This is a genomic window from Phaeobacter sp. CC-HEC084 (genome assembly GCF_059429255.1).
Window position 1 is genome coordinate 2329682 of sequence record NZ_JCAIJQ010000002.1, and the last position, 17761, is coordinate 2347442.

The 17761-nt window shown below is 61.1% G+C and carries 21 protein-coding genes; 9 read left to right on the forward strand and 12 right to left on the reverse strand.

Features of this window, described 5'->3' with window-relative positions:
* Positions 1-45: 45 nt before the first annotated feature.
* Complete coding sequence (locus AC5SSZ_RS11340) at positions 46-966, forward strand: manganese-dependent inorganic pyrophosphatase (RefSeq protein ID WP_274832905.1); 921 nt, start codon at positions 46-48, stop codon at positions 964-966.
* 50 nt (positions 967-1016) lie between these two features.
* Here AC5SSZ_RS11340 and AC5SSZ_RS11345 read toward each other — a convergent pair whose 3' ends face one another.
* Positions 1017-1421 (reverse strand): GFA family protein, encoded by a 405-nt coding sequence (locus tag AC5SSZ_RS11345; RefSeq protein ID WP_495438231.1) that lies wholly within the window; start codon positions 1419-1421, stop codon positions 1017-1019.
* 92 nt (positions 1422-1513) lie between these two features.
* Between AC5SSZ_RS11345 and AC5SSZ_RS11350 the strand changes: the two genes are divergently transcribed.
* Complete coding sequence (locus AC5SSZ_RS11350; protein WP_495438232.1) at positions 1514-2452, forward strand: GlxA family transcriptional regulator; 939 nt, start codon at positions 1514-1516, stop codon at positions 2450-2452.
* A gap of 52 nt (positions 2453-2504) precedes the next feature.
* Here AC5SSZ_RS11350 and AC5SSZ_RS11355 read toward each other — a convergent pair whose 3' ends face one another.
* Complete coding sequence (locus tag AC5SSZ_RS11355) at positions 2505-2930, reverse strand: hypothetical protein (protein ID WP_495438233.1); 426 nt, start codon at positions 2928-2930, stop codon at positions 2505-2507.
* A 246-nt stretch (positions 2931-3176) separates the two neighbouring features.
* On the opposite strand from AC5SSZ_RS11355, the gene AC5SSZ_RS11360 reads away from it, so the two are divergent.
* From AC5SSZ_RS11360 to AC5SSZ_RS11380, 5 genes are all read left to right on the forward strand, one after another.
* Positions 3177-4052 carry an HAD family hydrolase gene (locus tag AC5SSZ_RS11360; RefSeq protein WP_495438234.1) on the forward strand — a complete coding sequence of 292 codons (876 nt, stop codon included), beginning with the start codon at positions 3177-3179 and terminating at the stop codon, positions 4050-4052.
* A gap of 115 nt (positions 4053-4167) precedes the next feature.
* A complete protein-coding gene (locus AC5SSZ_RS11365; RefSeq protein WP_065272884.1) occupies positions 4168-4611 on the forward strand; it encodes a MaoC family dehydratase in 444 nt (147 codons plus the stop codon).
* A gap of 75 nt (positions 4612-4686) precedes the next feature.
* Positions 4687-5619, forward strand: coding sequence for a bifunctional riboflavin kinase/FAD synthetase (locus AC5SSZ_RS11370; RefSeq protein WP_274832901.1), 933 nt, complete (start codon positions 4687-4689; stop codon positions 5617-5619).
* The gene (locus AC5SSZ_RS11375; protein WP_274830156.1) at positions 5616-6089 is read left to right on the forward strand and encodes a YcgN family cysteine cluster protein; all 474 of its coding nucleotides are present in this window, start codon (positions 5616-5618) and stop codon (positions 6087-6089) included. Before AC5SSZ_RS11370 ends, AC5SSZ_RS11375 begins: the two co-directional genes overlap by 4 nt.
* Positions 6089-7120 (forward strand): threonine aldolase family protein, encoded by a 1032-nt coding sequence (locus tag AC5SSZ_RS11380; protein WP_274837802.1) that lies wholly within the window; start codon positions 6089-6091, stop codon positions 7118-7120. The genes AC5SSZ_RS11375 and AC5SSZ_RS11380 overlap by 1 nt, the downstream gene beginning before the upstream one ends.
* Before the next feature lie 13 nt (positions 7121-7133).
* On the opposite strand, the gene AC5SSZ_RS11385 is transcribed toward AC5SSZ_RS11380, so the two are convergent.
* Entirely contained in the window at positions 7134-7985 is an 852-nt protein-coding gene (locus AC5SSZ_RS11385; protein ID WP_082996109.1) for a LysR family transcriptional regulator, read from the reverse strand.
* Between the two features lie 98 nt (positions 7986-8083).
* On the opposite strand from AC5SSZ_RS11385, the gene AC5SSZ_RS11390 reads away from it, so the two are divergent.
* A complete protein-coding gene (locus AC5SSZ_RS11390) occupies positions 8084-8509 on the forward strand; it encodes a hypothetical protein (RefSeq protein WP_495438235.1) in 426 nt (141 codons plus the stop codon).
* A 16-nt stretch (positions 8510-8525) separates the two neighbouring features.
* Here the strand turns inward: AC5SSZ_RS11390 and AC5SSZ_RS11395 are convergent, their stop codons facing one another.
* Complete coding sequence (locus AC5SSZ_RS11395) at positions 8526-9371, reverse strand: alpha/beta fold hydrolase (RefSeq protein ID WP_495438236.1); 846 nt, start codon at positions 9369-9371, stop codon at positions 8526-8528.
* Positions 9372-9378: 7 nt separating this feature from the next.
* Positions 9379-9972, reverse strand: coding sequence for a 2-hydroxychromene-2-carboxylate isomerase (locus AC5SSZ_RS11400; protein WP_274837806.1), 594 nt, complete (start codon positions 9970-9972; stop codon positions 9379-9381).
* A 107-nt stretch (positions 9973-10079) separates the two neighbouring features.
* Here AC5SSZ_RS11400 and AC5SSZ_RS11405 point away from each other — a divergent pair, with 107 nt between their 5' ends.
* Complete coding sequence (locus AC5SSZ_RS11405; RefSeq protein ID WP_065272876.1) at positions 10080-11099, forward strand: ribose-phosphate pyrophosphokinase; 1020 nt, start codon at positions 10080-10082, stop codon at positions 11097-11099.
* Positions 11100-11223: 124 nt separating this feature from the next.
* Here AC5SSZ_RS11405 and AC5SSZ_RS11410 read toward each other — a convergent pair whose 3' ends face one another.
* From AC5SSZ_RS11410 to AC5SSZ_RS11440, 7 genes are all read right to left on the reverse strand, one after another.
* Positions 11224-11574: an H-type lectin domain-containing protein gene (locus tag AC5SSZ_RS11410; RefSeq protein WP_065272875.1), complete on the reverse strand. Its 351-nt coding sequence runs from the start codon at positions 11572-11574 to the stop codon at positions 11224-11226.
* A gap of 136 nt (positions 11575-11710) precedes the next feature.
* Positions 11711-12124: a F0F1 ATP synthase subunit epsilon gene (locus AC5SSZ_RS11415; RefSeq protein WP_065272874.1), complete on the reverse strand. Its 414-nt coding sequence runs from the start codon at positions 12122-12124 to the stop codon at positions 11711-11713.
* A gap of 11 nt (positions 12125-12135) precedes the next feature.
* A complete protein-coding gene (atpD, locus tag AC5SSZ_RS11420) occupies positions 12136-13560 on the reverse strand; it encodes a F0F1 ATP synthase subunit beta (RefSeq protein WP_274830162.1) in 1425 nt (474 codons plus the stop codon).
* A gap of 21 nt (positions 13561-13581) precedes the next feature.
* Positions 13582-14457: a F0F1 ATP synthase subunit gamma gene (locus AC5SSZ_RS11425; protein WP_065272872.1), complete on the reverse strand. Its 876-nt coding sequence runs from the start codon at positions 14455-14457 to the stop codon at positions 13582-13584.
* Positions 14458-14469: 12 nt separating this feature from the next.
* Positions 14470-16011, reverse strand: a complete 1542-nt coding sequence (gene atpA / locus AC5SSZ_RS11430; RefSeq protein ID WP_065272871.1) for a F0F1 ATP synthase subunit alpha — start codon at positions 16009-16011, stop codon at positions 14470-14472.
* Positions 16012-16572 carry a F0F1 ATP synthase subunit delta gene (locus tag AC5SSZ_RS11435; protein ID WP_065273759.1) on the reverse strand — a complete coding sequence of 187 codons (561 nt, stop codon included), beginning with the start codon at positions 16570-16572 and terminating at the stop codon, positions 16012-16014.
* A gap of 411 nt (positions 16573-16983) precedes the next feature.
* A complete protein-coding gene (locus tag AC5SSZ_RS11440; RefSeq protein ID WP_065272870.1) occupies positions 16984-17730 on the reverse strand; it encodes a methyltransferase domain-containing protein in 747 nt (248 codons plus the stop codon).
* Between the last annotated feature and the right edge of the window lie 31 nt (positions 17731-17761).

Sequence of the window (17761 nt, forward strand, 5' to 3'; positions counted from 1 at the left end):
TGTTATAAGGCGCGCAAAATCGCCCGCTATGTATAGGACTGCATCATGACCACGCTTGTTTTCGGCCACAAGTCTCCCGACACCGATTCCACCGGCTCCCCCATCGTCTGGGCCTGGTACCTGAACGAGATCAAAGGCATCGACGCCGCGCCCAAACTGCTGGGTGAACCCAACACCGAAGCCGCCTTCATGCTGCAGCGCTGGGGCCTCGAGAAGCCCGAGATCATCGCGGATGTGGCTGACGATCAGGCCGTTGTCATCGTGGACACCAACAACCCGGCCGAACTGCCTGCCAACATCAACGGCGCCGACGTTCAGGCCATCATCGACCACCACAAGCTGGTTGGCGGTCTGGAAACCAAGGGCCCGATCGACATCACCATCCGTCCGCTGGCCTGCACCGCGACCATCATGCACGACCTGATCGGCGATGACATGGCGAAGATGCCCGAAGCCATCAAAGGCGCCGCGCTGACCTGCATCCTGTCCGACACGCTGGAGTTCCGCTCGCCCACCACCACCGATCACGACCGCGCCGTCGCCGAAAAACTGGCCGCCGATCTGGGCATCAACATCGCCGACTACGCAGCCGAGATGTTCGCCGCGAAATCCGATGTGTCCTCCTTCTCCGATGCCGAGCTGATCCGCATGGACTCCAAGGAATACGAAGTCGACGGCACCAAGTTCCGCGTCTCGGTTCTGGAAACCACCGCGCCGGGCGTCGTTCTGGACCGCAAGGCCAGCCTGATGGACAGCATGACCACCGTCGCCAGCGAAGACGGCGTGGATCAGGTGCTGCTGTTCGTTGTCGACATCCTGAACGAAGAAGCCACCCTGCTGGTGCCAAACGATCTGGTCAAAACCGTCGCCAAGAAAAGCTTTGACGCAGATGCGACAGGCGACACCGTCGTTCTGCCCGGCGTGATGAGCCGCAAGAAGCAGATCATCCCGAACCTCAAGGTCTGAGTTCGAGCACATTTTCTTATGAAAAGGCGCCCCTTGGGGCGCCTTTTTTCTTAACTCGGCAATCCATCGAAACAATGCACACCGTCGGGAACGTGGTGGAATGCCTGTTTCTCGGCCAGGTACAGCGCTACTTTCGGGCCGCCGAACCGGGCCGGATCGTCAAGCGTTCCGATTTTCACAATCACCGCCTCCAGACCGTCGCGGTGGTTGGCCACATGCGTGCCGCAGCTTTCGCAGAAATCGCGCGTCACCATCGCATCGGCTGCATCACGCCGGAACTGTCTCGGGGTCCCTTGGATGTAACTGAACCCCTGTTTCGGCATCACCATGAACAAATTCGGCGCGCCGCCCGAATGATGCTGACAAGACCGGCAGTGACATTGCCCCTTCATCAACGGCCTGCCTTCTACCTGGTAGCGTAGCGTACCGCAGAAACATCCACCTTCCATTTTCATCACGTCTCTCCTTCTGGCTTTGCCACAAGATGGACAGGGGCACGTCGGCATCATAGTGTCGCATTTGACATCTTTCAGGCCAAAATGGACAAATGCCCACTATCGACACCATCATCCTTTGCCCCGATCCCTGCCAGCGCTCCAGTCTCGCGATCTCGGGCGACATGCTGGAGGCGGCCAACCGGGTTGCCCGTATGAACGGAAAGCCCCCCTATTTCACGGTCAGGCAACTCACTCCGAGTCAGGCACTTGCACCGGATGCTTCGGCGCAGCTTGTGATTCTGCCGGGGATGGGTCTTGCGACCGAACGCGAGGTGCGTGAGACGACACAAACCATCCAGTTCGCCACGCTAACTGACGCGCTGGTCAAACTGGCCGCGCCCGGAACGATCATCGCCGGGTCCTGTTCGGGCTGTTTTGCTTTGGGGCAGGCAAGGTTGCTGGACGGTCGGGTGGCCACGACAACATGGTGGCTGGCCCCTTTGCTGAAGACCATGTACCCAAGGGTCCGATTGAACAGCCGCGACATTGTAGTGGAGGATGGCCCGCTGGTCACCGCCGGGGCTGCATTCTCACACATCGACCTTCTGTTGCAACTAATCGAACGCTATGCCGGTTTCGCCGTTGCCGAAGACTGTCGTCGTTTCATGATGGCTGATAGCCGCCCCAGCCAGTTGCCTTATCTTTCGGTTGCCACTTTGCTGTCCGCAGCGCCCGATCTGCAGCAGGCCGAACTCTTCTTACGTCGCAACATCAGGCGACAGGTGAGCATTGCCGAACTGGCGGCGGCCTGCGGCATGTCTCCGCGCACCTTTTCCCGGCACCTGCAACGCGTTACCGCGATGACCCCGACGGCTTTTGTTCAGACCCTAAGGGTCACGGAAGCAATCCGTTTGCTCCGAACCCGGGGCCTGACCGCCGATGAGATCGCAGCTCGTGTGGGTTATGCTGATGCAACCGCGCTACGCCGCGCAATGCGGAAAAGAACCGGTCGGACCCTCGACAGTTTTCGGGAGGAACAATACCCGTAACCACGGCGCGGTAGATTGACCAGCGGCGCCCGGCGCCACTGGTCCAATAGATTCAGCCGCGACCACCGCCATGGCCACCACCGTGTCCGCCACCATTGCCAGCGCCACCGCCATTTCCTCCGCCGCCATTTCCGGCGCCACCTTGACCACCACCGCCGTTGCCGCCGCCATGGCCACCGCCGCCATTTCCGGCACCGCCCGCATCGGCGCTTTGACCGCCACCGCTACCCTGGCCAGTGTCACTGCCCGCGGTGCCCAACTTGCCATGCGCGCTCCGGGTCATGACGCCGTTCATCTCATCCTCGCCCGGGGTGTCTTCGGAAACCGCCTGATTTTCATCGTGATACTGGGACAGGACCTCGTCGTCCTCTTCCGCCCAGGGGTTTGCATGCGATGCGAGCACCGGATGCGCCGATGCCACAAGGACGGCCACGGCCATTGCCGGTGCAAGTCGTTGAGTGAAGGTTTTGTATGTCATTGCTATGCCTTTTCAGATCACTTGTCGTGTTCGCACGCACACACATTGTGTTTTCAGAATGTTTAATAAACCCCTACCCACCCACATCTTGCTCCGCCTAGGCGAAGACTCGCCACCAGGTCCTGTCTTGCGCCGAAACCCGCCGCATCGGGCACGGGGAATTCAAGCTGGCGCGGGGATGGGAACTCGGGCATATCTGGCGCCGTATTGCCGCGCCCGCAGTTTCACAGAGGAAAGGACCCGATCATGACCCGCATCATCGAAACGCTTGCCGAGGTTTCCGATCCCTACCGGGCGCTGTTCGTGGACCTTTGGGGCTGTGTGCACAACGGCATCACCGCCTACCCCGAGGCCGTTTCCGCCCTTCAGGCCTACCGCCAGCGTGGCGGCATCGTTGTACTGCTCACCAACTCTCCGAAACCGCGGGCCGGTGTGGCTGAGCAGCTGGCGCAATTCGGCGTGCCGCAGGATGCCTATGACACCATCGCAACCTCCGGCGACTCCGCGCGGGCCGCGATGTTCACCGGGGCCGTTGGGGAGAAGGTCTATTTCATGGGGGAATGGCAACGCGATGCGGGGTTCTTTGAACCTCTGCATGTGATCGACGCACCTGTCGAAATCACCCGCGTCCCGCTGCAGGAAGCAACCGGCATCGTCTGCTGTGGCCCCTTTGATCCGATGGCCGACCCCGGCGTCAACCGGGCTGATTTTCTCTATGCCAAGCAGAAGGGCATGAAACTTCTCTGTGCCAATCCGGATATCGTGGTGGACCGAGGCGAAACCCGGGAATGGTGCGCCGGGGCGCTGGCGCGGCTTTACACGGAAATGGGCGGTGAGAGCCTGTATTTCGGCAAGCCGCATCCGCCGATCTATGACCTAGCCCGCCGCCGCCTGGCAGAGCTGGGACAGGACATTGCCGATGGCGATATTCTGGCTATCGGCGACGGCCCACACACCGATGTTTCGGGTGCCATGGGGGAAGGAATTGATTCCCTCTTCATCTCGGGCGGGCTTGCGGCATCGGAAACCAAAACGTCGCACCAACCGGAACCAGAGGCACTAACCGCATACCTGACAAAGGAAAACAGCGCACCGACCTTTACCATCGGCCGCCTGCGGTAAACCAGAAAAGCCTTGATTTTCTGCAACTGCAAAGTAATAAAGTTGCAGAACAGGGCGCCCATGCGTCCAAAAATTTCAAAGGCATCTACCCGAGCCAGTCAACCCGGAGGGGCGCATGTTGGATAACCTGCCACGCGGAACCATCTGCATCGAAGACATTGAAATGGGCATGGTCCGCTACCTGCGGAAGGTGGTGACGGATGAGGACATTCAGAAATTCGCCGATGTCTCGACCGACCATAACCCGGTCCATATGGATGACGATTATGCCCGCGACACCATCTTTGAAGGCCGTATTGCCCATGGGATGCTGACCGCCGGTCTGATTTCCGCCGTCATCGGGGAGCAGCTGCCCGGTCATGGCACCATCTACATGAGCCAATCACTCAAATTCCTCGCCCCTGTGCGCCCCGGCGACATGGTGCTGGCCGAGGTCGAAGTGACCGACATCCAGATCGACAAACGCCGGGTCAAACTCGATTGCCGCTGCATGGTCGATGGCAAGAAGGTTCTGGTCGGCGAAGCCATGGTGATGGCGCCCTCGCGCAAGTTCGACTGACCAGGCGCGGCCCTGTCCGTAACGGCAGCACATCGCGCGCTTGCAAGCCCTGCCACAGGGCGCTAGGCAGGCGCCATGCGCATCATCCGTGACTATCAGTTTGTAGAAGAGCGGGATCGCGGCGCCTCTGCCGCGATCGGGAATTTCGACGGCGTTCACCGCGGTCACCGCTCGGTCATCGATCTGGCCCGCAAGGCGGCGCCGGAGGCCCCTCTGGGCGTGGTCACATTTGAACCGCATCCGCGCGAATTCTTTGCCCCCGCCGCGCCGCCCTTTCGCCTGATGTCCGCCGCCGCGCGCGCATCGCGGCTGGAAAAACTCGGCGTGGATAAGCTCTATCAGCTGAATTTCAACGCCGCCCTGTCCGGGCTGACCCCGGAAGATTTTGCCAGCAAGGTACTGGCCGAAGGTCTGGGTCTGAAACACGTGGTGGTGGGCGCCGATTTCTGTTTCGGCAAGGGGCGCGCCGGCACCGCCGAGGATCTGATCCGCTTTGGGCAGGATCTGGGCTTTGGCGTCACCATCGCGCCGCTGATGGAGTATTCCGAACATACCGTCTCCTCGACCGCGATCCGCCAAGCGCTGAGCGATGGCCGCCCTCGCGACGCCGCGGCGATGCTTGGGCACTGGCACCGCATCGAAGGCACTGTGATCGGCGGCGAACAACGCGGCCGCGACCTGGGCTTTCCCACTGCAAACATGTCCATCGATGGGCTGCACCCGCCCGCATTCGGAGTCTATGCGGTGCTGGTCGATGTGCTGGATGGCCCGCACAAGGGCAGCTACCACGGCGCCGCTTCGGTCGGGGTGCGCCCGATGTTCGATGGCGATCATCCCAATATCGAAACCTTCCTGTTCGACTTCACCGGTGATCTTTATGGCGCCACCCTGTCCGTGGGGCTGGTGGACTACCTTCGCCCCGAAATGACCTTTGACGGGCTGGAGGGGCTGATCGCGCAGATGGACGCCGATTGCGCCAAGGCCCGCGACATACTGGCAAACGCATGAAACGATCTGGTATCGAACGCTCCGGCCTGACCCCGCGTTTTTGGGAGAAAAAGCCGCTCGACAAACTGTCTCAGAAGGAGTGGGAGGCGCTCTGCGATGGTTGCGGCAAATGCTGCCTCAACAAGCTGGAAGACGAAGACACCGGTGAAGTCGCCCTCACCCGCGTGGCCTGCCGCCTGCTGGACGATCAGACCTGCCGTTGCGCCCATTACGAGAACCGCCACCAGTTCATTCCTGAATGTATCGTGCTGAAGCCGGACAATCTGGACACCCACGCCTATTGGATGCCGCAGACCTGCGCCTATCGCCTGTTGTGGGAGGGCAAACCGCTGCCCGCGTGGCACCCGCTGGAAACCGGCAGCCCGCACAGCGTGCATGAGGCGGGCGTATCCGTACAGGGCATGACCGTTTCCGAATTCGACACCCCCGAAGAAGACTGGGAAGACCATATCATCGAGGAGCCCATCTGATGTTTTTCGCCTCTGACAATTCCGGCCCTGTGCACCCCGAGGTTCTGGAGGCGTTGACAGAGGCAAACATGGGCTATGCCATGGGCTATGGCGCCGATGCTCAGATGGAGGCGGTACGCCACCGCCTGCGCGATATCTTCGAAGCTCCCGAGGCAGCGATCTATCTTGTCGCCACCGGCACCGCTGCCAACTCCCTTGCGCTGGCAACGCTGTCGCAGCCCTTCCAGACGATTTTCTGCAGCCCCGTGGCCCATATCCACGAGGATGAATGCAACGCCCCGGAATTCTATACCGGTGGCGCCAAGCTGACGCTGGTGCCGGGCGGCGACAAGATGAGTGCCGAGGCCCTGCGCCAGAGCATCGCGGGTGAGGAAGTGCGCGGCGTGCACGGACCGCAACGCGGCCCGGTCTCCATCACACAAGTCACCGAACGCGGATCTGTCTATACCACCGATGAACTCTCCGCCCTCTGCGCCGTGGCCAAGGACTATGACCTGCCGGTGCATCTGGATGGCGCGCGTTTCACCAACGCGCTGGTGTCGCTGAAATGCTCGCCTGCGGACATGACCTGGAAAGCGGGGATCGATGTGGTGTCCTTTGGCGGCACCAAGAACGGGCTGATGGGCGTCGAAGCGGTGATTTTCTTTGATCCCAAACACGCCTGGGAATTCGAATTGCGCCGCAAACGCGGGGCGCATCTGTTCTCCAAACACCGCTATCTGTCGGCGCAGATGCTGGCCTATCTGCGCGATGATCTTTGGCTGTCCAGCGCGCAGGCTGCCAATGATTCCTGCGCCTTCCTGGCAGACGGGTTGCAGGCCGCAGGCGCCACGCTGGAGATGCCGCAGGCCAATATGGTCTTTGCCGCCCTGCCCCGCGCCACTCACCAGCGGTTGCTGGATGCAGGCGCGGTCTATCACCTGTGGGATGGCCCGCTGGATGGTCCCGGGGATGAAATGGTCACCGCACGTTTCGTCTGCGACTGGTCGATCAGTCGGGACGAGATCACAGCCTTTCTGAACCTTCTGTAATCTGACCTGCGCCTCAGGCGCCCTGCCCTGTCAGCGCCGAGGCCAGCCGATCTGCCGCCCCTGCGGCAAAGCTGGTCCGCCTATGGGCAATCCCCATCCGGCGGCGCACATCCTTGGCGTCACGCAGCGGGCGCACCACGATCCGCTGCGAAGCACGGCCATGGGACATCGGCACCAGCGCCACACCCAGCCCGGCAGCGACCAGATCCAGCAGTTGGGCATCGTGCATGGCCTTGGCCGCAACAGGCAGAGCCTTTTCCGGGTCAGGATCCTGCAGAACCCCGCCGAACAGATCTGCCGAGGGGCAATAGGGACGCGCGATCATGGACACCTCAGCCAGATCCGCGAGGCTCAGTTCGGCCTCCCGGCTCAGCGCGTGCCCGACAGGCAGGGCTACGCCATAGCCTTCTTCCCACAAAGATCGGAACGGCATGCCCTGCGGCGCGCAGTCTTCGGCGCAAAGCACTACATCGGCAAGTGCCGCATCGTCAGTGAACTGCAGCACCGCGCCCTCCGCATCCCGGGTGATTGCCCGTAGCCCCTGTTCAAAGGGCGAAGTCAGCACATCCGCAAAGCAATAGAGACGCAGCACGGGCCGCACCCGCCGGGCCAGCCGATCCTCCATCTGGTTGAGGCTGTTCAACACCACCCCTGCCATCTGGTACAGCTCACGGCCCAGATCCGTCGGCACCAGCCCCGCAGCGCCCCTGTGAAACAACGGCCCCCCGTAATGCGCCTCCAGCCGGGCAATGGCGGCAGAGACCGACGGCTGGCGCACCTCGTTCAGCCGCGCCGCCGCGCTGAAGGTTCCGGTTTCATAAGCGGAGCGAAAATACCTGAGTGGCGCAAGATCATTCATAGGCATCAGCTATACCATGGATAGCCGATCCAGCAATTACCTATAGGCCTACGGTCTGCCAGAAAGACCCCACTCGTTACATCAGCAAGAAAGTGGAGCTTACCATGAACATCCAGACGGGCACCCCGCCATCAAATGATCAATCTCAGGGCCCTGTGATTGATCAGGTCCTGCGCCTGTTCGAGGCTGCAGATCCTGCAATCCTCGGACTTCTGGCCGAGGACATTGATTTCCGTATCGATCACTACAAGGATGAGGCCGACACCAGCTGGCAGCAGGCAAATGGCGTGAGTGAGCTTGGCGGCCTGCTGGCCCGACTGGGAACAGAGGTCTTCCCCAAGGGCACGCGTATTCTTGACCTCTCCACCACGCCGCTCGGCAATGGCTGGGCGATGACGCGTTTTGAGCAGGAGTTCTTCTACGGCGTGCGGGACGGTATGGTGCGCAGCGTCACCTATATCACCTCTCACGAGGAGGCCGGGAAGCTCGATTTCTTCAGAGAGACTGTCACCACAATCACCACATTGTGATAGAAACCGGGAGGTCCTAACGGCCTTCCGGCGCCGTTTCGCGGTCTGTATCGCTCCAAAAGGCACGAATCGCGGCTGCGGTTTCGGCAGGATGGGTGATCGACACCATATGCCCGGCGTCCGCGATCACCCCAGATCGGGCGTTGGGCAGACGGCGCAGCAGACCGTCGTTGACCACGCCGATGATAGGGTTGGTTTCACTGCCGCGCAGCAGCAGGATCGGCAGATCGAGCGCCTCAAGAACGCCCGGCGCCAGAACCCCCGGCCGGTCCTGATAGACCGCCGCGTCACAGGCCGGAACGATATGGATGGCCCGCGTCATCGCTGCGCGGGTGGTCTCGGGCAGGTCCGGCCAGCGCGGCGCGCCAGAGCTCCAGCTGCGGTTGAACAACCGCGCCGCCAGCGCCTCGTCCCCGGCCTCATAAGCGTCCAGGAAGGGCCTGTTCTCCTCCTGAACCCGGGTGCTCATTTCCGGATCATCCTCCAGCGCGACCCGGAACAGAACCGGCTCGATCAGGGTCAGGCTGCGCACCTGGTCCGGCCGGGCCAGCGCCATACGCAGCGCCACTGTGGCGCCAAAGGAATGACCAATCAGATCGATCGGCTGGCCCTTTGGCATCAGCGACAGGCCTGCCGCCGTGTTGCGATCCTGATAGTCACCCTGCCGGTCCCAATCCGGGCTGCGACCATGGGACAGCATGTCAAAGGCCGTGATGGTCACGGCCCCTTCCAGTGCCTCGCACAGACCGCGCCAGGTCCCGGAATGCGCCAGCGAGCAGTGCACCGCCAGCATCTGGCGGGGCCCCTCCCCGAAACTGCGAGAGAATACCGGTTGTGGCAGGTCGTGCGGCAGATCTTTCATCCAGGGTTTACTCCGACAGGTGCCGGTCCAGATCATCCAGCCGGTCCTGGCCCCAGAACTTGGCGCCATCACCGGTGACATAGAAGGGTGCGCCGAAAACACCAGCGGAAACCGCGTCTTCAAGGTTCTGACCGTACGTCTCAGCGCCCGCCAGAAGGCCACTGTCTGCCAAAGAGGCATCAAACCCCGCCGCCGTTAGGCACTCGCGGATCACGGCATCCTCGGCGATGTCCTTTTCCTCGGCCCAGCAGGCGCGCAGAATGCTCTGCACCAGGGCACCCAGATCACCGCCCCCTGCGTTCTGTGCTGCGATGATCGCATAGGAGGACGGCGCCGCATTGGTGGGCCAATGTGCGGGCTTCAGGTTGATCGGCAGGTCCAGCTTCTTGGCCTGACGCTCCATCTCGATCAGGCGGTATTCCTGACGGGCCGGATGACGGTCCTTCGGAGCGGTGCCGCCGGTGCGCGGGAAAAGCGCCTGAATATCGAACGGTTTGTACGTAATTTGTGCATCATGCGCGGCGGCAAGCTGCTCGAGCCTGTTTCCCGCAAGATATGTGTAAGGGGACAGGGTCGAGAAGTAGAAATCAATTGTTGCCATGTCGCTTTTCTCCGGCTTTGAACTAGGCTGGAACCTAGGCGCATGCTAAGCGGGGTTCAATATCACGAATCTGACACATTGCCGTTGCTGCCCGGGGATATCAGCCAATGCCGACCATGAACGAACCCAAGCTTATCGCTGGGAACGCCAACCTCCCGCTCGCCAATTCCATTGCCCGCCGCATGAGCATGCACCGCGGCGTCGATCAGGGGCTGGTGGATGCCCGTGTCGAGCGGTTCAACGACGGAGAGATCTTCGTAGAAGTCTACGAGAACGTCCGTGGCGAGGATATGTTCATCATTCAGCCGACCTCGAACCCGGCCAATGACAACCTGATGGAGCTGCTGATCATCTCGGATGCGCTGCGCCGCTCTTCGGCACGCCGCACCACCGCTGTAATCCCCTACTTCGGCTATGCCCGGCAGGACCGCCGCACCAAGGCCCGCACGCCGATTTCGGCCAAACTGGTGGCCAACATGCTGACCGGCGCCGGGATCGAGCGGATCCTGACCATGGACCTGCACGCGGCGCAGATCCAGGGCTTCTTCGATATTCCCGTGGACAACCTCTACGCCTCGCCGATCTTTGCGCTGGATGTGAAGCACCAGTTCAAGGACAACATGGCCGATCTGATGGTCGTTTCGCCCGACGTCGGCGGTGTGGCCCGAGCCCGCGAGCTGGCGAAACGCATCAACGCCCCCCTGTCGATCGTCGACAAACGCCGTGAAAAGCCCGGTGAAGTGGCCGAGATGACCGTAATCGGGGATGTAACGGACAAGATCTGCCTGATCGTCGACGACATGTGCGACACCGCCGGCACGCTGTGCAAGGCGGCGCAGGTGCTGCTCGACAATGGTGCGCGCGAGGTACACGCCTATATCACCCACGGCGTCATGAGCGGCCCGGCAGTGGAACGCGTCACCAACTCGGTGATGAAATCGCTGGTTCTGACAGACACCATCCAGCCGACCGAGGCAGTTTCGGCCGCGCCTAACATCCGTATCCTGCCGACCGCGCCCCTATTCACGCAGGCGATCCTCAACATCTGGCACGGCACTTCGGTCTCGTCGCTGTTCGAAGACAAGACCCTGATCCCGATCTACGAGTCGCTTTACAGCCACGTCTGACGGCCTGCACGCCCCGCTGGGTGCAGCGACCGGAAGTCCGAAATAACACCGGCCCCGCGCGAGTTCTTCGCCGGGGCCGTTTGATTACCGGGATGTGCTCAGCAGAGCCGCGCTCAGAGGCTGGTCAGTCCACCACCCAGTCATCCTCGAACGGCATATCGCCAATGGCCATCCAAGCTGCCCGTACCCGCGCAACGCGGCTGTCGGCCCAGGTACGAAACACCACATCAAACCCGGTGGCGGTTATATTCTCGGCAACCAGTTCGGCCCGCACAGCAGCCGAAGTATCCATGTCCCACATCGACATCGACACTTGCACCGCGGGCGGGCGGGCAAAGGCTTCGGAAAACCGCACGGTCTTGCGCCGCTCCCGGGCGCCCTCCCCTGTCCACATGCTGCCGCCGCTGTCGAACTCGGAAAACACCACAAGATCGCCCTGATCAATCCCGGTGCGCGGGTTTCGCAGTCTTTTCATGAATTTCCAATCCTCCGCTCGCGGGCAGCCTGACGCACCCACAACCCTGAAGCGTCATAAAACCATCTGAGCGCACAAAAGAAAACCGGCCCCATAAGGGCCGGTTTACAAAGTCTTTCTCGCTTGGCGCGGAACCTTAGAGGCTCATGTGGGTGCCAAGGGCCTCCATGTCCGCCAGAAGTTTCGCGGCTTCCTCGACGATGTCGTGGGGCTGCTCTTCTTCCTTAGCGGTCTTGTAGGTCTCACGTGCGTCCTCGATCAGCTCATCCAGGTGCGCACGGGTCATTTCATCCATCGGGATTGCCTTTTCGGCCAGAACCGAGAGCGCCTCGGAACCGATTTCGGCAAACCCACCGGTGACCACATACTCCGAAGTGCCTTGGGGGCTTTCGACCCGCAGGACACCCGGGCGCAGCGTGGTGATGGTCGGCGCATGCATCGGCATAGCCGTCATGTCGCCTTCCGCGCCGGGGATCTGAACCGCGCTCACCTGAAGCGAAGCAAGGCTCCGCTCCGGGCTCACGAGGTCGAATTGCATGGTATCAGCCATCAGGGCCCTCCTTAGGCCGCCTCAGCAGCCATTTTCTCGGCTTTTGCCTTCACCTCTTCGATGCCGCCAACCATGTAGAAGGCGCCTTCGGGCAGGTGGTCGTATTCGCCGGCCACAACTGCCTTGAACGAGGCAATGGTGTCTTCCAGCGGAACCTGCACACCATCAGAACCGGTAAACACTTTCGCAACGTCGAACGGCTGGGACAGGAAGCGCTGGATCTTACGGGCACGGGCCACGGTCAGCTTATCTTCCTCGGACAGTTCGTCCATACCAAGGATCGCGATGATGTCCTGCAGCGACTTGTAGCGCTGGAGGATCTGCTGAACGTCGGAAGCCACTGCGTAGTGCTCTTCGCCAACGATCTGCGGGTCCATCAGGCGCGACGAGGAGTCGAGCGGGTCCACAGCCGGGTAGATGCCCAGCTCGGAGATGGCACGGTTAAGAACCGTGGTCGCATCGAGGTGAGCAAAGGTGGTTGCCGGTGCGGGGTCGGTAAGGTCATCCGCGGGAACGTACACAGCCTGGATCGAGGTGATCGAGCCGTTCTTGGTGGAGGTAATACGCTCCTGCATCGCACCCATGTCGGTTGCCAGCGTCGGCTGGTAGCCCACAGCGGAGGGGATACGGCCAAGCAGAGCCGAAACCTCGGAACCGGCTTGGGTAAAGCGGAAGATGTTGTCCACGAAGAACAGAACGTCGGTACCGGACTGGTCACGGAACTGTTCCGCCAGGGTCAGACCGGTCAGCGCAACACGCGCACGGGCTCCCGGAGGTTCGTTCATCTGACCATAAACCAGCGCAACCTGCGATTCCGACAGGTTGTCGGGCTTAATCACGTTGGATTCGATCATCTCGTGGTAAAGGTCGTTACCTTCACGGGTCCGCTCACCAACACCGGCGAACACGGAGAAGCCCGAGTGCACTTTTGCGATGTTGTTGATCAGTTCCATGATGAGAACGGTCTTGCCCACGCCGGCACCGCCGAAGAGGCCGATCTTACCACCCTTGGAGTAAGGCGCCAGAAGGTCGATGACCTTGATGCCTGTCACCAGGATTTCCGACTCGGTCGACTGTTCGTTGAACTCAGGCGCCGCCGCGTGGATCGGACGGGTTTCTTCGGCTTTCACCGGGCCCTTTTCGTCAACGGGCTCGCCGACGACGTTCAGAATACGGCCCAGGGTCGCGTTACCAACGGGGATCGAGATCGGCGCGCCAGTGTCGGTGACTTCCTGACCGCGAACCAGACCTTCGGTTGCGTCCATTGCGATGGTACGGACGGTGTTTTCGCCCAGGTGCTGCGCAACTTCCAGAACCAGATTCTTACCGTTGTTGTCGGTGTTGAGGGCGTTCAGGATCGCGGGCAGGTCATCGTCGAACTGGACGTCGACAACGGCGCCGATGATCTGAACCACCTTGCCTTTTGCATTTGCCATTTGTTGGTCTCCGGTTGTCTCTTAGAGCGCCTCGGCGCCCGAAATAATTTCAATCAGCTCGTTGGTGATCACGGCCTGGCGGGAACGGTTAAACTCGATGGTCAGCTGGTCGATCATATCGCCCGCGTTGCGTGTCGCATTGTCCATCGCGCTCATCCGGGCACCCTGTTCGGATGCGCCATTTTCCAGCAGCGCCGAAAAGATCTGGGTGGATACGCCACGAGGCAGCAAGTCGGCGAGAATCGCCTCTTCGCTGGGTTCGTAGTCATATACCGCCGAGGCTTCTTCGGCTTCGCCGCCCTCGTAAGAGGCCGGAATGATCTGCTGTGCCGTCGGCACCTGTGTCACGACGTTGACGAACTCCGAGTAGAAGATCGTCGCAACGTCGAATTCACCAGCGTCAAAGCGGGTCAGGATGTCCTTTGCGATGCCCTGCGCATCGGCATAGCCAAGACGCTTGACCTCGCTCAGGTCCACGTGACCGACAAAATCGGCTTCAAAGTCACGACGCAGCGCGTCGCGGCCTTTTTTGCCAACGGTCAGGATCTTGACCGTCTTGCCTGCCGCTTTCAGCTCAGCTGCCTTTTGACGGGCCAGCTTGGCGATGTTGGCGTTGAAGCCACCACACAGTCCACGCTCGGCTGTCAAAACGACAAGCAGCTGTACCTGATCGCTTCCGGTGCCACGAAGCAGCTTGGGCGCTGCTTCGCTGTCGCCGACCGAGGCTGCCAGAGATGCCATAACGGCGTTGAACCGCTTGGCATAGGGACGGCTGTCTTCGGCAGCTTCCTGGGCGCGGCGAAGTTTCGCCGCGGCCACCATTTGCATGGCTTTTGTGATCTTACGAGTGCTTTTGACACTCGCGATCCTGTTTTTCAGGTCCTTGAGATTTGGCACTGCCTTATCTCCTTACGCGAAGTCGGCAGCGAATTCGTCGAGTACCGCCTTCATTTTTTCGACCGGCTCACCCTTTTTGAATTTGGGGTCTTCGTCGGTGATCCACTGCAGGAAGTCAGCCTTCTTGCCGCGCAGGAAGCTCAGCAGTTCGGCTTCGTACCGGCCAACGTCCTTGACGTCGACGTTGTCGAGGTAACCGTTGGTGCCAGCAAAGATGATGCAGACGATTTCCGAGTTGGTCAGCGGCGAGTACTGCGGCTGCTTCATCAGCTCGGTCAGGCGCGCACCACGGGCCAGCAGCTGCTGGGTTGCAGCGTCGAGGTCGGAACCGAACTGCGCAAAGGCCGCCATTTCGCGGTACTGAGCCAGCGACAGTTTAACCGGACCGGCAACCGAGGACATCGCGTCGGTCTGAGCCGAGGAGCCCACACGCGAAACCGACAGACCGGTGTTCACAGCAGGACGGATACCCTGGTAGAACAGTTCGGTTTCCAGGAAGATCTGACCGTCGGTGATCGAGATCACGTTGGTCGGAATAAACGCGGACACGTCGCCGCCCTGGGTTTCGATGACGGGCAGAGCGGTCAGCGAACCGGAGCCGAAGTCTTCGTTCAGCTTGGCCGAACGTTCCAGCAGACGGGAGTGCAGGTAGAAAACGTCACCCGGGTAAGCTTCACGTCCCGGCGGACGACGCAGCAGCAGGGACATCTGACGATAAGCAACGGCCTGCTTGGACAGGTCATCATAGATGATCAGGCCGTGCTTGCCGTTGTCGCGGAAGTATTCTGCCATCGCGGTTGCGGCATAGGGTGCCAGGAACTGCAGCGGAGCCGGGTCGGACGCGGTTGCGGCAACCACGATCGAGTATTCCATCGCGCCGCTTTCTTCCAGCTTCTTAACCAGCTGGGCAACGGTGGAACGCTTCTGACCGACAGCAACGTAGACGCAGTACAGTTTCTTGGACTCGTCGTCGCCTGCGGCGTCGTTGTAGACTTTCTGGTTCAGAACCGCGTCAAGAGCAACGGCGGTCTTACCGGTCTGACGGTCACCAATGATCAGCTCACGCTGGCCACGGCCGATCGGGATCATCGCGTCGACCGATTTCAGGCCGGTTGCCATCGGCTCGTGAACCGATTTACGAGGGATGATGCCCGGTGCCTTGGAGTCGGCAATGCCGCGCTCTTTGGCGTTGATGGGGCCCTTGCCGTCCAGCGGGTTGCCCAGACCGTCAACAACGCGGCCCAGCAGTTCGGGGCCAACGGGAACGTCCACGATCGAGTTGGTGCGCTTGACGGTGTCACCTTCTTTAATGTCGCGGTCCGAACCGAAGATCACGATACCGACGTTGTCGGCTTCGAGGTTCAGCGCCATGCCCATGATGCCGCCCGGGAACTCGACCATTTCGCCGGCCTGGACGTTGTCGAGGCCGTACACACGGGCGATACCGTCACCGACGCTCAGCACGCGGCCGATTTCGGCCACCTCTGCTTCTTGACCAAAATTCTTGATTTGGTCTTTCAGGATCGCAGAAATCTCTGCTGCTTGGATACCCATTTATCCGACCTCTTTCATTGCATTCTGTAGGGAGTTGAGCTTGGAGCGGATCGAGCTATCGATCATCTTCGAGCCCACTTTAACGACAAGACCGCCAATGATGCTCTCATCGACGGTTGCATTGATGGTAACCTTCTTGCCCACGCGCTCGGCCAGAGTCTTGGCCAGCTTTTCGCTTTGGGTCTTGGTCAGCGCCTTGGCCGAGGTGACCTCTGCGGTCACTTCGCCACGTGCTTCAGCCAGGCTGGCGCGCAGGGAGTCGATCAGAGCTGGCACCACGAACAGGCGGCGTTTCGCAGCCATCAGCGACAGGGTATTGCGCAAGGTGGGGTCCAGCCCCATCTTGGTGCTGACCGCATCGATTGCGGCGGCCTGCTCTTCGCGCGTCACCAGAGGCGAGCTGATCAGGTTTTGAAGGTCTTCGCTGTCAGCCAGGGCAGCTGCCAGGTCATTGATGCTGGTCTCAAGGCTGTCGAGCGCCTTGTTCTCGTCAGCGATCTCAAAGACCGCTGTGGCATAGCGCGCGGCGATGCCTGCAGAAATCGAAGCTGGTTCGGACACGTCCACCCTTCCGATATTATTTTGGCCCCGGTCTGCATACCTGCGTCAGGCAGCACCCGGGGGTGTGAGTCAGCCCACCAGCGTGGCAGGCCATCGAAATCAGCGTGGATGTAGCAGAGCGTTCCCAACCTATCAACTGCCTATAACGGTAACGGCAAAATGACCGAGTTAAGTGTTTTCAATGCCTTAGCGGAACTGCGGCCCTTTGCCCCCGCAACAGGCTACAAAAAATGAACAAGTTCTTCATCGAATTGCGATTCCTGAGGGTCAAAAAACGGCATTTGTTCCCCCTTCGTGCAGTCTTGCCGCAAAATGAGCACGCCACGCGCCAGGCAGGGCACCTGCGGGAATCACCTTTAGCATTGCGCCCTGTGCATGGCTGCGGCCATCGGCACGGGGACATGGCGCGGGTCAGGCAGGTTCTGCAACCGGGTTCGACAGCCCTTCCAGCACCCGGATCGGGTTGCTGCGTTTGACGCGGGTCATCAGCCCCTTTTGCTGATGGGTCTGCTTGCTGACCTCGACCAGGATCACCCCCCCTGCCAGCACCGCCGGCAGGCGCCGCCCCATCTTTTCCAGCAGCGCTCCGGATTTCAGCCAGAACCGCCGGGAACTCGGCAGTCGGTAAAGCGCCGCCGTATGCTGCTCGATGGTGAACTGGTGCAGCCGCAGCTGGTTTTCCAGCTGTGTCAGCGTGTAGGGGCGCCCATAGCCAAAGGGGGTTTTATCCGACCGTGCCCAGAACCCTGCTCTGTTTGGGACGATGAAAATCGCCCGCCCACCGGGGCCAAGCGCGCGCCAGGCTTCCTCCAGCAGATCCGACGGGCGTTCAGAGGTCTCCAGCCCGTGCAGCATCACCAACCGGTCCACGCGCCCGGTTTCGATAGGCCAGCTGACCTCTTCGCACAGGACCGACACATTCGGCATGCCCGCCGGCCATTGCATCACCCCCTGCGGCCCCGGCATCATCGCCATCACCCGCCGCGCATCCGCCAGATAGGGACGCAGCAGCGGCGCGGCAAAGCCAAAGCCCACAACAGTCTGCCCCGTCGCATCGGGCCACATCTGCAACAGGCGCGCCCGGATTGCCGCCTGCGCGGCCCGGCCAAGGGTACTGCGGTAGTAGAAATTCCTCAGATCCTGAACATCAAGATGCATTGCGGGCGCCTGCTGCTTGGGTCACTCTGGG